Raw genomic sequence first — 13,905 nt, 5'->3', positions numbered from 1 at the left:
TTGTTTGTGAAGGGCTTGCGAGAGGGACGAAGCGTATGCAGCCGCGGGCCGGCACCGCGTACACGCGCGCCGGTGGACTGGTACTTCGATGACCAGCGGGCTTGGGGTTTTGCCGGGGGTGGCGTACGAATTCGCCAATCGGTTGCAATGTAAAACCAGATTGATAGAATCTGTTTGGTTTTATTTTGAAACCCAAAACGACCAGAAATGCCAGAAGAAAAACAGAGCATCGCCATGCAATTGAACATCGATGCGGCCGCGGCCCGTGATGCGCAGACACGGACTGCCACGCCACAGATAACGGCCGCGATGGCGCTGCTGTTCGCAGTCGCCTGCGGGCTGGCCGTGGCCAACGTCTACTACGCCCAGCCGCTACTGGACACGCTGGCGGCCACCTTCAGCATCCGCCCCGCCACGGTCGGCATCGTGATCACCATCACCCAGGTCGGCTACGGCCTGGGGCTGCTGCTGGTCGTTCCGCTGGGCGACCTGATCGACCGGCGGCAACTGATCGTGGGGCAATCGCTGCTGTCGGTGATCGCCCTGCTTTGCGTTGCGCTGGCGCCCAGCGCGGCGGTCCTGTTGCCGGCGATGGCCGCCGTGGGCCTGCTGGCCGTCGTCACGCAGGTGCTGGTCGCCTACGCCGCACTCATGGCCCCGCCGGGCGAGCGCGGCCGCGTGGTCGGCATCGTCACCAGCGGCATCATCGTCGGCATCCTGCTGGCGCGGGCGGTGTCGGGCACGCTGTCCGATCTTGTCGGCTGGCGCTCGGTGTATTTGGTGTCGGCCGCAGCCACGCTGGTCGTCTCCGGCCTGTTGTGGAAGGCGCTCCCGCGACGCGCACTGCCCTCGGTGCGCATTTCGTACCTGCAGCTGATCCGGTCGGTGTTCACGCTCTTCGCCGAAGAGCCTGTGCTGCGCATCCGTGCGGTGCTCGCGATGCTGATCTTCATGGCGATCACGATGCTGCTGACGCCGATGGTGCTGCCGCTCACGTCGCCGCCGTTCTCGCTGTCTCACACGCAGGTGGGCCTGTTCGGCCTGGCTGGCGCAGCCGGCGCCATGGGCGCTGCGCGCGCGGGCCGCCAGGCGGACCGGGGCCGCGCACAGCGCACTACCGGCATCGGGCTGTCGGTGATGCTGCTGTCTTGGGCGCTCATCGCCATGCTGCCGTGGTCCATCTGGGCGATGGTGGTCGGCGTCGTCACGATCGACTTCGGCCTGCAGTCGGTGCACGTCGCCAACCAGAGCCTGATCTACCGCGTGCGCCCGGAAGCCCAGAGCCGCCTGACCGCCGGCTACATGATCTTCTATTCCATCGGCTCCGCCACCGGATCGATCGTCTCGACGATGCTGTATGCACACGGCGGCTGGAACATCGTCTGCCTGGCCGGGGCCCTCACCAGCGGCCTGGCACTGGCGTTCTGGGCCACGACCCGGCACCTGACGCCGCAGGATGCCAGCCCCTGATGAGCTTCAGCACCGGGAAGCTCAGGCCGTGGTAGCGAGCGGCGTGTTCTGCGCGGTGCGCAGGCCGAAGCGGTCCTGCGCCTGCTGGCGGTAGGCCGAGGGGGTCATGCCCTTGAGCTGCAGGAAGCGCCGGTTGAAGTTCGCGAGGTTCGCAAAACCCACCTCGTAGCAGATGTCGCTCACAAGCCGGTCGGAGGTCTGCAGCATCTCGCAGGCCTTGGCGATGCGCAGCCGAGTGACGAAGTCGGTGAAGGTGGCGCCCATGTGCTTGTGGAAATAGCGCGAGAAGCTGCTTTCGGCCATGTTGGCCACGGCGCACACGGCCGGCAGCGACAGCTCTTCGGTCAGGTGCTGGTCGAGGTAGTCGAGCACGCGGCGCATGCGGGTGTTGGCGCTCGGGTCTTCGCTCGCCGTGCCTGTGGTGTTCGAAATCTGGCGCCAGTCGGGCCAGCGGGCCAGCTCGTGCAGCAGGCCGATGAACTCCGCCAGCCGGGCCATGCCCTCCTGCGCCTGCACGCGCAGGAAGCGTTCGCGCACCAGCGCGTGGATGCCGAAGAACTCGATGCCGAGCTTTGCGCGGTCGAGCATCGGCAGCACCGCCTTCAGCTCCGGGAACAGGTCGGTGCCCTTGCGCAGCGGCTCGTCGCGAAAGTGGATGACCATGCTGCGCTCGGCAATGCCCTCGGGCGGCACGTCGTGCGAAATCCAGGTATGGGGCAGCCGGGCGCCCACCAGGGCCACGTAGCCGGGCTCGAAGCGGCCGATGTGGTCGCCGACGAAGGCGTCACCGCTGCTGCGATTGATGCACTGCAGTTCGTATTCGTCGTGGTAGTGCCAGCAGTCGAAGGGCCAGGGCACGCCGTGCTGCAGGCAGCGCACCGAGCTGCCGCCCGCCGGCTCGAAGCCGAGCCTCGGGTCGCGCAGCAGTTCGTGCTCGAGTTCCGGCTTGCGCGCTGCGTTGTGTCTCATGGTTCTGTGAGCCTTCGCGCGGTGGCCGGCGGTGCTTTCTCAGCTGCCGGCGATCTTCATCCGGTTCACCAGGACCGATCCCGTGGTCTTGGCGCCGAAGGTGTAGGCATCGGCCCCGATGGCCTCGATGCCCATGAGCATGTCTTTGAGGTTGCCGGCGATGGTGATCTCCTGCACCGGGAAGGCGATCTTGCCCTTCTCGACCCAGAAGCCGCTGGCGCCGCGCGAGTAGTCGCCGGTCACGTAGTTCACGCCCTGGCCCATCAGCTCGATCACGAACAGGCCGGTGCCCAGCTTGGCGAGCATGGCGTCGAGGTCGTCGGTGTTCTTGGTCAAGCGCGAGCTCAGCGTCAGGTTGTGCGAGCCGCCGGCGTTGCCGGTGGTCTTCATGCCCAGCTTGCGGGCCGAGTAGGTCGAGAGAAAGTAGCCTTCGAGGCGGCCGGCATCGACCACCTTGCGCGCCCGGGTGGTCACGCCTTCGTCGTCGAAGGGCGAGCTGCCCTTGCCGCGCAGCACGTGCGGGTCTTCGGCCACATCGACGTGCTTGGGCAACACGGGCTTGCCCAGCGAATCGAGCAGGAAGCTGCTCTTGCGGTACAGCGACCCGCCGCTCACAGCCTGCACCAGCCCGCCCAGCAGGCCCACGGCCAGCGGCGACTCGAACAGCACCGGGCATTCGGTGGTCTTGATCTTGCGCGACTTCAGGCGGCTGAGCGCCCGTTCGGCGGCGTAGCGGCCCACGGCCTGCGGGCTGGCCAGTTCATCGGCCGAGCGCATGGAGCTGTACCAGGCGTCGCGCTGCATGTCGTCGCCCTTGCCGGCGATGGGCGCCACCGAAATGGAATGCCGCGAGCTGGCGTAGCCGCCGCGAAAACCGTGCGTGTGGGCGCTGAAGAAGTGGCTCTGCTGGGCCGAGACGCCCGCGCCTTCACTGTTGGTGATGCGCTTGTCGGTCGACAGGGCCGCTTCTTCGCACTCCAGCGCCAGCTTGGCGGCCTGTTCGCTCGTCACGTCCCAAGGGTGGAACAGGTCGAGTTCGGGGTGCACCTTGGCGATGTCTTCTTCGTCCGGCAGGCCGCTGACGGGGTCTTCGGCCGTGAAGCGGGCGATGTCGTAGGCCGCCTGAACGGTCTGCTTGATGGCCCCTTCGGAGAAGTCGGAGGTGCTGGCATTGCCGCGGCGGTGGCCCACGTAGACCGTGATGCCCAGCGACTTGTCGCGGTTGCGCTCGACGTTCTCCAGCTCGCCCTTGCGCACCGAGACACTCAGGCCGCAGCCCTCGGAGGCCTCGGCCCCGGCGTCGGTGGCACCGAGCTTTTTGGCATGCGCCAAGGCGGTGTCGACCAGGTTTTCGAAGAAGGAGCGGCTGTAGGCGAAGCCGGAATCGGCGCGCGAGGAGGATGTCGTCATGTGGTGGCTATGATACTTGCGCCCCCTGTTTCACGTTTTCTCCCCAGCTTCCCACCGCGTTGCAACGCCGCACGGTGCGGCCCAGAATCCACTCCATGTCCCGCAAACCCAAAAAAGGCTATTTCGTCCGTGGCCAATTCGTTGCCGAAGGCAGCGAACTCGACCTTGAGCTCAAGCGCGAGCTCAAGGGCACCGACGAAGCCAGCCGTACCGACCTCAAGCGCGAAAGCGACGAGCTGCAGAAGCTAGGCACCGAGCTGCTCACGCTGCGCGCCGGCCTGTTCGATACGCTCCAGCTCGACGAAAAACTGGTCGACGCCATCGCCGAAGCCAAGCGCATCACCAATTTCGAGGGCAAGCGCCGCCAGATGCAGTTCATCGGCAAGCTCATGCGCAAGCTCGAGCCCGAGGTGCTGGAGGCCGTGAAGCAGGCCCTGTCCGAGCAAAGCATCGCGCCGGCCGCCGAAACCGCCGCCCTGCACGAGGCCGAACGCTGGCGCGACCGGCTGATTGCCGACGACGACGCCCTCGGCGGCTGGATAGAAACCCACCCCGCCACCGATTCCCAGCAGCTGCGCGCCCTGGTGCGCCAGGCCCGCAAGGACATGAAGACCGGCCCGGCCGGTGAAGCGCCGCGCCAGGGCAAGGCCTACCGCGAGATCTTCCAGCTGGTGCGTGCCCAACTGGCGGTGCACGGCGGAGCCGACCACGCGGCAGCGGCCGCCGCCCAAGACCGGGAAGAGGACGCATGAGTTCGCTCGACCCGGTCCGCATCGGCATCGTCTCCATCAGCGATCGTGCTTCCAGCGGCACCTACGAAGACAAGGGCCTGCCCTCGCTGAAGGAATGGCTGGGCCGGGCGCTGAAGAACCCCATCGAATTCGAACCCCGGCTGATCCCCGACGAGGCCGACCGCATCAGCGCCACGTTGATCGAACTGGTCGACGCGGGCTGTTCACTGGTGCTGACCACCGGCGGCACCGGCCCCGCCCTGCGCGACGTGACGCCCGAGGCCACGCTGGCCGTGGCCCACAAGGAAATGCCCGGCTTCGGCGAGCAGATGCGACAGATCAGCCTGCGCTTCGTGCCGACGGCGATCCTGTCGCGGCAGGTGGCGGTGATCCGCGACAAGAGCCTGATCATCAACCTGCCGGGCCAGCCGAAGTCGATTGCGGAAACGCTCGAAGGGCTGAAGGACACCGAGGGCGTGCAGGTCGTGCCGGGCATCTTCGCGGCGGTGCCCTACTGCATCGACCTGATCGGCGGGCCGTACCTGGAGACCGACGACACGGTCTGCAAGGCTTTCAGGCCCAAGTCGGCCATCCGCCCGCCGCGCTGAGCGTCTACTTGACCAGCGTGAGCAACGGCACGCCCTTGTCCTTGACCATCGTCACGAGGAACTTTGCGGGCTTGGTGGCGCTGGCGTTGCGGCCGACCGTGTGGATGTCGGCCGGGCCCTCGTAGAAAGTCTGGCCGGGGGTCAGCGTGACCTCCTTGCTGCCTTTCACGCCCATCACGATCGATCCCTCGAGCACGTACACGAAGGCGTGGGCATCGTGGCGGTGGACGGGATCGATTGAGCCTGGCGGAAAGTCGACAACGAACGTGACTGCTTCCTTGCCGGGCATGTCCGCCAAGTCCTTCGTCATGAGCATGGTCACGGCGGCTTCGGGGGCCGCCAGGGCGGGCATGGCGACGAACACGCCAAGCACACCGAACGTAAGGCCGAGGGAAATGCAGGTTTTCTGAAAACGGGTCATGGGTTGCCTTTCAGGCCAGCGCACGCTGCGCAAGCCAGTCTTCGAAGCGGATCGTCCCGAGGCGCGGGGCGTTGCCGGGTGTCAGTGAGCGGTCGTCGAGTTGCACGCCGAAGTAGCTCGCCCCGGCATCGGTGACGACTGGCCGCTTGTCGCCGGTCGCCGCGAACAGGCGCCGAACCAGCGCGTCGAGCGGCAACGCCTGCGGGCCCGCGATCTCGATCCGGCCCCGCGCGGGCGGCTCGGCCACCACGGCGGCGAGCGCGGCGGCCACGTCATCCGCCGCCATCGGCTGTATCAACGCGTTCGACAGCCGGACTTCGCCGCCCCGCACGCTCCCGTCGGCGATGCCGGCCACGAATTCGAAGAACTGCGTGGCCTGCACGATGGTCCAGGGCACGGGCGAGGCCTCGATCAGCTCTTCCTGGCGTTGCTTGGCGCGGAAATAGCCGCTGGCCAGCAGGCGGTCGGTGCCGACCACCGACAGCGCGATGTGATGCGCCACGCCGGCTTCCGCCTCGGCGGCCAGCAGGTTGCGCCCAGCGGTGTCGAAGAAGCGGAGCGCAGGTTCGTCCTCGAACGAGGGCGAATTCGCGACGTCGACGACCACATTGGCACCCGCCAGCGCGGCTTTCAGGCCTTCGCCAGTGAGCGCGTTGACGCCAGTCGAGGGCGACGCGGCGTTGACCTCGTGGCCTGCATCGCGCAGGCGCGTGGCGAGCTTGGAGCCGATGAGGCCGGAGCCTCCGATGATGACGATCTTCATGGTTGATTCCTCGGTGGATGGAGTCAAAAAGAACGCCCCCCGTGGACGTCCATGCGAGAAAGACGTCCAGCGGGGGGCGTTTGTGACACCGGGACCGAAAAATCCCGGGAATCGACCGATCGAGCCAGCTAGGTGGCCGTTACCGCAGGCCCGAAGCCATGGCTCTCGGCCGCCTGCTCGCAAGGCACGCGTTCGACCTGCACGGTCGAATGGTGGATGTCGAAGCGCTCGGCCAGCAGGGCGCGCAACCGCAGCATCAGCGGCGCCATGTCATCCACATCCGGCGTGCACACCACGTGCACGCTCAGGCTCACCTTGCCGCTCGAGAGTGCCCATACATGCAGGTCGTGCAGGCTGGCGACGCCTTCGCTGCCCAGCAGCGCACGCTCGACCTCGGGCAGGTCCACGTCGTCAGGCACGCCTTCGAGCAGCACGTTCAGGCTCTCGCGCAACAACCGCCAGGTACGCGGCAGCACCCACAGGCCGATGGCGACCGCGATCACCGAATCGACCCACGCCCAGCCGGTGAAGCGGATCACCAGAGCCCCGACGATCACGCCGACCGAGCCCAGCATGTCGGCCCACACCTCCAAGTACGCGCCCTTCACGTTGAGGCTCTTGTCCTTGCCTGCCGCGAGCAGCCGCATGCCGATCAGGTTGACGACCAGCCCGCCCACCGCCACCAGCAGCATCATGGTCGACTGGATCTCGGCCGGCGTGGAGATGCGCCGCCAGGCCTCGTACAGCACGTAGATAGCCACGAAGAACAGCAGCACCGCATTCAGCACCGCCGCCAGGATCTCGAAGCGGTAGTAGCCGAAGGTGCGCCGCCTGTCCGCGGGCCGCTTGCCGATCCAGATGGCGGCCAGCGAAATTGCCAGCGCCACGGTGTCGGTGAACATGTGGGCCGCATCGGACAGCAGCGCGAGGCTGCCCGACACCAGCCCGCCGACCACCTCGGCCACGAGGTAGACCGTGGTCAGCAGAAGCGCCCAGCGCAGTGCCTTCTCGTTGCCGCCTACAGCGTGTGAATGCTCATGTGCCATGGGAGCCTTGCAATGCAGGATCGAGTGGCGCGCCATGAACCTGCTCCTGCACTTCTTCCTCTTCTTCATCGCGCCGGTGCGCAATGCGGTAGAGCAGCGGAAGCACCAGCAGCGTCAGCGCGGTCGACGAAAGAATACCGCCGATCACCACCGTGGCCAGCGGCCGCTGCACTTCGGCGCCGGTGCCGGTGGCAATGGCCATCGGCACGAAGCCCAGCGAGGCGACCAGCGCCGTCATCAGCACCGGCCGCAGCCGCGTGAGCGCGCCTTCGCGTATGGCAGCGTCCAGCGGCAGGCCGCCTTCGCGCAGGTTGCGGATGAACGAGATCATCACCAGCCCGTTGAGCACCGCCACACCCGACAGCGCAATGAAGCCCACCGCCGCCGATATCGACAGTGGAATGCCGCGCATCCACAGCGCCACGATGCCGCCCGTGAGCGCGAACGGAATGCCGGTGAACACCAGCAGGCCGTCCTTCAGGTTGCCGAACATGGCGAACAGCAGGGTGAACACCAGCAACAGCGATACCGGCACCACGATCTGCAGGCGCTGCGTGGCCGAGGCGAGGTTCTCGTACTGGCCGCCCCACACGGTCCAGTAGCCGGTGGGAATCTTCACGTTGCGCATGGCCTCCTCTGCCTCGGCCACGAAGGAGCCGAGGTCGCGGCCGCGCACATTGGCGCTCACCACGATGCGGCGCTTGCCGTCCTCGCGGCTCACCTGGTTGGGGCCGGGCGCGATGTCGAGCGTGGCCACCTCGCCCAGCGGGATGAAGCTGGTGCGCTGGCCTTCCGCGCCCGCGCCCTTGGGCAGGGCCACGGGCAGGCGCTTGATGGCTTCGAGGTCGGTGCGCAGGTTCTCGGGCAGGCGCACGATGATGTCGAAGCGACGGTCGCCGTCGAACAGCGTGCCCGCCTCGCGCCCGCCGACCGCAGTGGAGATCGCGTCCTGCACGTCGCCCACGTTGAGGCCGTAGCGCGCGGTCTTGTTGCGGTCGATGTTCACGGTGAGCATCGGCAGGCCGGTGGTCTGCTCGACCTTCACCTCGGCCGCGCCGGCGATCTTGCCCAGCACACCCGACACCTCGGCCGCCGTCTTGTTCAGCACGTCCATGTCGTCGCCGAAGATCTTCACGGCCACGTCGCTGCGCACGCCCGAGATCAGCTCGTTGAAGCGCAGCTGGATGGGCTGCGAGAACTCGTAGTTGTTGCCCGGCAGCTTCTCCACTTCTTCCTGCACCGCTGCGAGGAGCTCCTCGCGTGTACGACGAGGCTTGGGCCATTCGCTCTCGGGCTTGAGCATGATGTAGCCGTCGGAGATGTTCGGCGGCATCGGGTCCGAAGCAATCTCCGCTGTGCCGGTGCGCGCAAACACGCGTTCGATCTCCGGAAACTTCGCCTTCAGCGTGCGTTCGAGTTGCTTCTGCATCTCGACCGACTGCGTGAGGCTGGTGCCCGGAATGCGCAGCGCCTGGATGGCGAAGTCGCCTTCGCTCAGGCTCGGCACGAACTCCGTGCCCAGGCGCGTGGCCAGCAGGCCCGACAGCACCACCGCCACGGCGGCCAGCGTAATGACCAGCGGCTTGGCCGCCATGACGCGCGCCAGCAGCGGCTCGTAGCCGCGCTTGGCCCACACCATCAGGCGGTTTTCCTTCTCGCTGACCTTGTTGCCGATGAACAGCGCCACTGCCGCGGGAATGAAGGTGATCGACAGGATCATCGCGCCCAGCAGCGCAATCACCACGGTGAAGGCCATCGGGTGGAACAGCTTGCCCTCCACGCCCGTGAGCGCAAAGATCGGCAGGTACACGATCATGATGATCAACTGGCCGAACAGCAGCGGCCGGCGCGCCTCCTGCGAGGCCGCGAACACTTCGTGGAAACGCTCGCCGCGCGTCAGCGGCCGCCCCTTGTGCGCCTGTGCATGGGCCAGCCTTCGCACGCAGTTCTCCACGATCACCACCGCGCCGTCGATGATGATGCCGAAGTCCAGCGCGCCCAGGCTCATGAGGTTGGCGCTGACCTTCTGGTTCACCATGCCGGTGAAGGTGAAGAGCATCGACAGCGGAATCACCAGCGCGGTGATCAGCGCCGCGCGGATGTTGCCGAGGAACAGGAACAGGATCGCGATGACCAGCACCGCGCCCTCGAACAGGTTCTTCTTCACCGTGGTGATGGCCTTGTCGACCAGCACGGTGCGGTCGTACACCGTCACCGCCTTCACGCCGGCGGGCAGCGTGCGGTTGATCTCCTGCATCTTCTTGTCGACCGCCTGCGACACGGTGCGGCTGTTCTCGCCGATCAGCATGAACACGGTGCCCAGCACCACCTCGCGGCCGTTGTCGGTGGCGGCGCCCGTGCGCAGTTCCTTGCCGATGCCGACCTCGGCCACGTCCTGCACGCGCAGCGGAATGCCGTTGGCGTTGCCCAGGATGACGTTGCCGATGTCTTCCACCGACTTCACCTGCCCCGGCGCGCGAATGAGGTACTGCTCGCCGCGCTTCTCGATGTAGCCCGCGCCCACGTTGGCGTTGTTGCGTTCCAGCGCGGTGACGAGGTCGGTCATCGTGAGGCCGTGGGCCAGCAGCTTGGCCGGGTCGGGCGCGATGTGGAACTCCTTGGCATAGCCGCCGATGGAGTTGATCTCGGTCACGCCCGCCACGTTGCGCAGCTGCGGCTTGATGATCCAGTCCTGTATCTCGCGCAGGTCCGTGGGCGAGTAAGGCTTGCCGTCGGCCTTCTTCGCGCCCTCTTCCGCTTCGACGGTCCAGAGGTAGATTTCGCCAAGGCCGGTCGAGATGGGCCCGATCACCGGCGAGATGCCGCCGGGCATGCTTTCCCTTGCGGACTGGATGCGCTCATTGACGAGCTGCCGCGCAAAGTAGATGTCGGTGCCGTCCTTGAAGATCACCGTGACCTGCGAAAGACCGTAGCGCGACAGCGAACGGGTCTGCTGCAGGCCCGGCAGGCCCGCCATGACGGTCTCGATGGGGTAGGTCACGCGCTGCTCGGTCTCCAGCGGGGAGTAGCCGGGCGCGGCGGTGTTGATCTGCACCTGCACGTTGGTGATGTCGGGCACGGCGTCGATGGGCAGCTTCTGGTAGCTGAAGATGCCGAGTGCCGCCATGCCGAGCACGGCAAGCAGGATCAGCCAGCGCTGCTCGATGGAGAAGCGGATGATGCGTTCGAACATGCGGGCTTCCTCAGTGGGTGTGCGTGGCCGAGCTCTTGCCCTGCTGCGACTTCACGACGAAGCTGCCGCTGGCCGCATAGGCCGCGCCGGGCTTCAGGCCGCTCACGATCTCGATGCGCTTGCCGTCGCTGCGCCCGGTCTGCACGTGCTGCGGCACAAAGCCGCCGGGCACGCGCAGGAACACGGTGGGCTTGTCTTCCACCGTCTGCACCGCTTCGGCCGATACGGTCACGGGGGCATCCGTCTCGGAGGCCACGAGTTCGACGTTCACGAACAGGCCCGGGCGCCAGATGCGCTGCGGGTTCGTCAGCGTGACGCGTGCGGTGGCGGTGCGCGTCTGCGCGCCGATCAGCGAACCCACGTACGACACCTTGCCGGTCGCGGTCTGGTCGAAGGCGCTGGAGCGGATGCTCACCGGCTCGCCGATGCGCACCAGGTTCAGGTTGTTGGCGGCCACGCTGATCTCGGCCCACACGGTCGATAGATCAGAGATGGTGAAGACGTTGACGGCCTCGCCCACCGATTCGCCGAGCGAGATGTGCTTTTCGACCACCATGCCGTCGAAGGGCGCGCGCAGCTCGTAGCGGCCCAGCGCCGACGAGCCCGGCGTGGCACCGAGTGCCAGCAGCTTCTGGTTGGCATTGGCCACTGCGATCTGCGCTTCCTGCATGGCCTGCTGGGCCTGCAGGTAGTCCTGCTGCGGGGAGATCTTTTCTTCCCATAGCTTCTTCTCGCGCTCGTAGGTGGAGCGGGCCAGCTCCAGCCGGCGCTGTGCCGACTGCAGCGCGCTGCGTTGCTCCGACAACGAAGGACTCGAAAGCACCGCCAGCACCTGGCCGCGCTTGACCTCCTGGCCGAGGTCGGCCGATACGCTGTCGACCACGCCCGCCACGCGCGGCACCACGTGGGCCGTGCGGTCTTCGTTGAACTTGATTTCTCCGGGCAGTTGCAGCGACGACTTGATGCGCGCGGGGCCTGCGCTCTCGATGGTCATGTCGGCGGCCTTGACCTGCTCGTCGGTGAAGGCGATCTTCTCTTCGTCTTCCTTGTGCTCCGACGTTGCGGCTTTTTCCTTGTCCTTGCCTTCCTCGTGGTGCTCGTTGTCGGCATGGCCCTTGGCCTCGCCGTGATCGTGGTCGTGGTCCTTGCCCTCTTCCTTGGCTTGCTTGCCGCCTTCTTCGTGATGCTCGCCGTCGCCGTGCCCGGCAGCTTCCGAATGGCCGGCCGCTTCGGGCTTGGCGGGTGATGTGCGCAGGATCATCGCGCCCGCGCCGAGGCCCAGCACCAGGACAACCGCGATGGCGATCCATTGCTTCTTGCCGACGCGCTCGGCGAAAGGTTTGCGTTCTTCGGTGTTCATGATGTGTGGAGTTCCTTGCTTGTCAGCGCGCGACGGGTGGTGTCGCGGCAGAGATGTCGTTGCCTTCGTTGCCCAGCAGTCGGTCGAGGTCACCGGCGGCGCGGTGCGCGTCGGCGAGTGCCAGCAGGTATTGCGCTCGCACCTGGAACAGCGTGCGCTGCGCGTCGAGTGCTTCCAGGAAGCTGAACTTGCCCAGCTCGAAGCCCTTGGTGGCGGCCTTGTAGGCGGTCTCGGCGCCGGGCAGCGCGTCGCGCTGCAGCGTCTCGGCGGTGGCGCGCGCGGAGCGCAGGCGCTCCGAAGCTTGCGCGACATCGGTGCCCAGCTGCAGCTCGGCAGCGACGAGGTCGTCGCGCGCCTTCTCTTCGCGGCTCAGGGCCTCGGCCACGTTGCCGCGGTTGGTGTCGAAGATCGGCAATGGAATCGACAGGCCCACGACCACCTGGTTGCGCCGGCTGCCGCCGGTTTCGCCTTCGGATGCCGGCACACGCTTGGCGCCGAGCGACACGGTCACGTCGGGGATTCGCTTGGCCTGCTCCAGGTCGGACAGCGCCTTGCGCCGCTCGACTTCGAGCCGCGCCTGCTGCACCACGGGCGCCGCGCCCAGGCGGCTGGCCACGTCCTGCACCGGTGCCGGCAACTGGTCGACAGCGCCATCCACCTGCGTGAAGCGCGGGTTCGGGTTGCCCCACAGCGCGGCCAGCTGCTGGCGCGACGAGCGCAGCGTGCCCTCGGCCTGCAGCAGCTCGACGCGGATGCCGGCCTCGGCCACGCGCGCCCTGGTTTCTTCCAGCGGCGAGACCTTGCCGGCGGCCACGCGGTTGGCCGCTGCGCGGGTGGCTGTCTGTGCAAGGCTCACCGAGTCCTGCGCGAGCCGCAGGCGCTCCTGCGCGGCGAGCACGTCGAAAAAGGCGGTGACGGTCGCCGCGCGCACCTCGGCGCGGCGGCCTGCCAGCGCCGACGCGGCCTGGTCGCGCGCGCGCTCAGCCGCCGTCACGCGGGCCGCGCGCTTGCCACCCAGTTCGAGGGGCTGGCTCAGTTGCAGCGTGGTGGTGCGGTTGTCGCGGCGCAGGTCTTCCACCTGTGCGTCGAGCGTGGGGTTGGGCCAGGCGCCGGCCTGGACGATGGCGGCCTCGGTGGCCTCCTGCTCGCGGAACGCGGCAGACAGGCCGGGGTTGGCCTGCAACGCCATTGCAACGGCGTTGCGCAGGGTCAGCGGGCCCGCGGGCTCCAGAGTACGGGCAGCCGCGTTGGACTGCTGTGAATACGGGGTGCCGGCAGCGGCCGACACTGCGACCTGTTGTGAAAAAGCCGGGGGCGCCGCCAAGGCCAACATGGCCAGCGGCACGAAGAGCGTGCGCATCGAATTCTCCTGGGTTGCGAAACAACGGACGGACGAATTCGGCGAGAAGAGCTCAGCTGATGGTGAGTATCAGAGGGGAAATGTGTTCTCTCGCCGAATCAAAGGGCGAGAGACCAGTCGGGACGGACCGGAACGTCGGAGATGTGCGAGGCAAAGCGCTCGGCAGGCATTGCGCGCAGGGCCTGGGTCACGTGCACCGCGGCCAGCACCGGCGCCACCGAAGCATCCGCATGCTGGGCATAGCCTGCATGGCAGACCGCGCATTCGCCGACCACGGCATTGGGCTGGGTGCTGGAGTTTTTCTGCGCGCCCTCGCCGCTGTGGCTGCGGTCGGTGCCGCGGGTTTCGCTTTCGTGGTGGCCCCAGTGCTCGGGCTGCGTATCGCGCTCATGCTGGCAATACGCCGATGCCGACGCCCAGCTGAACTGGAACGGCAACAGGACGAGCAGGAAGATGAGGAGCCAGCGGCGCATGGAAGCAAAAAGTATATCGACGGCCTGCGGCGGGCATTCCGGCAATGGCCCTTCGAAATGCAGGCCCGGCGCAATGTATGACACAGGGGCAGGGTTTTGTC

Annotated in this window: 12 protein-coding genes; 3 read left to right on the top strand and 9 right to left on the bottom strand. The window is 67.1% G+C overall.

Going from position 1 to position 13,905, the window contains the following annotated elements; genetic code table 11:
* Positions 1-234 precede the first annotated feature (234 nt).
* Positions 235-1,470, top strand: coding sequence for an MFS transporter (locus ACTG4X_RS12740; RefSeq protein WP_440533940.1), 1,236 nt, complete (start codon positions 235-237; stop codon positions 1,468-1,470).
* 21 nt (positions 1,471-1,491) lie between these two features.
* Here ACTG4X_RS12740 and ACTG4X_RS12735 read toward each other — a convergent pair whose 3' ends face one another.
* Both ACTG4X_RS12735 and pmbA read right to left on the bottom strand, forming a co-directional pair.
* Positions 1,492-2,439, bottom strand: coding sequence for an AraC family transcriptional regulator (locus ACTG4X_RS12735; RefSeq protein ID WP_354337505.1), 948 nt, complete (start codon positions 2,437-2,439; stop codon positions 1,492-1,494).
* 39 nt (positions 2,440-2,478) lie between these two features.
* Positions 2,479-3,849, bottom strand: coding sequence for a metalloprotease PmbA (gene pmbA / locus ACTG4X_RS12730; protein WP_440533939.1), 1,371 nt, complete (start codon positions 3,847-3,849; stop codon positions 2,479-2,481).
* A gap of 95 nt (positions 3,850-3,944) precedes the next feature.
* Here pmbA and yjgA point away from each other — a divergent pair, with 95 nt between their 5' ends.
* Positions 3,945-4,601: a ribosome biogenesis factor YjgA gene (gene yjgA, locus ACTG4X_RS12725; RefSeq protein ID WP_093057887.1), complete on the top strand. Its 657-nt coding sequence runs from the start codon at positions 3,945-3,947 to the stop codon at positions 4,599-4,601.
* Entirely contained in the window at positions 4,598-5,188 is a 591-nt protein-coding gene (mog, locus tag ACTG4X_RS12720) for a molybdopterin adenylyltransferase (protein WP_440533938.1), read from the top strand. The genes yjgA and mog overlap by 4 nt, the downstream gene beginning before the upstream one ends.
* 4 nt (positions 5,189-5,192) lie before the next feature.
* On the opposite strand, the gene ACTG4X_RS12715 is transcribed toward mog, so the two are convergent.
* The 7 genes from ACTG4X_RS12715 to czcI all read right to left on the bottom strand — a co-directional run bounded on the left by ACTG4X_RS12715 (position 5,193) and on the right by czcI (position 13,804).
* Positions 5,193-5,609, bottom strand: coding sequence for a cupin domain-containing protein (locus tag ACTG4X_RS12715; RefSeq protein WP_440533937.1), 417 nt, complete (start codon positions 5,607-5,609; stop codon positions 5,193-5,195).
* Between the two features lie 10 nt (positions 5,610-5,619).
* A complete protein-coding gene (locus tag ACTG4X_RS12710) occupies positions 5,620-6,372 on the bottom strand; it encodes an SDR family oxidoreductase (RefSeq protein ID WP_440533936.1) in 753 nt (250 codons plus the stop codon).
* A 128-nt stretch (positions 6,373-6,500) separates the two neighbouring features.
* On the bottom strand, positions 6,501-7,418 hold the full coding sequence (locus ACTG4X_RS12705; protein ID WP_440533935.1) for a cation diffusion facilitator family transporter: 918 nt from the start codon (positions 7,416-7,418) through the stop codon (positions 6,501-6,503).
* Positions 7,408-10,611 (bottom strand): CusA/CzcA family heavy metal efflux RND transporter, encoded by a 3,204-nt coding sequence (locus ACTG4X_RS12700; protein ID WP_440533934.1) that lies wholly within the window; start codon positions 10,609-10,611, stop codon positions 7,408-7,410. The genes ACTG4X_RS12705 and ACTG4X_RS12700 overlap by 11 nt, the downstream gene beginning before the upstream one ends.
* Before the next feature lie 10 nt (positions 10,612-10,621).
* The gene (locus ACTG4X_RS12695; protein WP_440533933.1) at positions 10,622-11,971 is read right to left on the bottom strand and encodes an efflux RND transporter periplasmic adaptor subunit; all 1,350 of its coding nucleotides are present in this window, start codon (positions 11,969-11,971) and stop codon (positions 10,622-10,624) included.
* A gap of 22 nt (positions 11,972-11,993) precedes the next feature.
* Positions 11,994-13,331, bottom strand: a complete 1,338-nt coding sequence (locus ACTG4X_RS12690; RefSeq protein WP_440533932.1) for a TolC family protein — start codon at positions 13,329-13,331, stop codon at positions 11,994-11,996.
* Positions 13,332-13,429: 98 nt separating this feature from the next.
* Entirely contained in the window at positions 13,430-13,804 is a 375-nt protein-coding gene (gene czcI, locus ACTG4X_RS12685; RefSeq protein ID WP_440533931.1) for a cation efflux protein, CzcI family, read from the bottom strand.
* Positions 13,805-13,905: the final 101 nt, after the last annotated feature.

It is taken from the genome of Variovorax sp. YR566, assembly GCF_051992195.1.
Taxonomy (GTDB): Bacteria; Pseudomonadota; Gammaproteobacteria; order Burkholderiales; family Burkholderiaceae_C; genus Variovorax.
The sequence above is the reverse complement of the archived record's forward strand: the minus strand, read 5'-3'. Positions and strand labels throughout refer to the sequence as shown.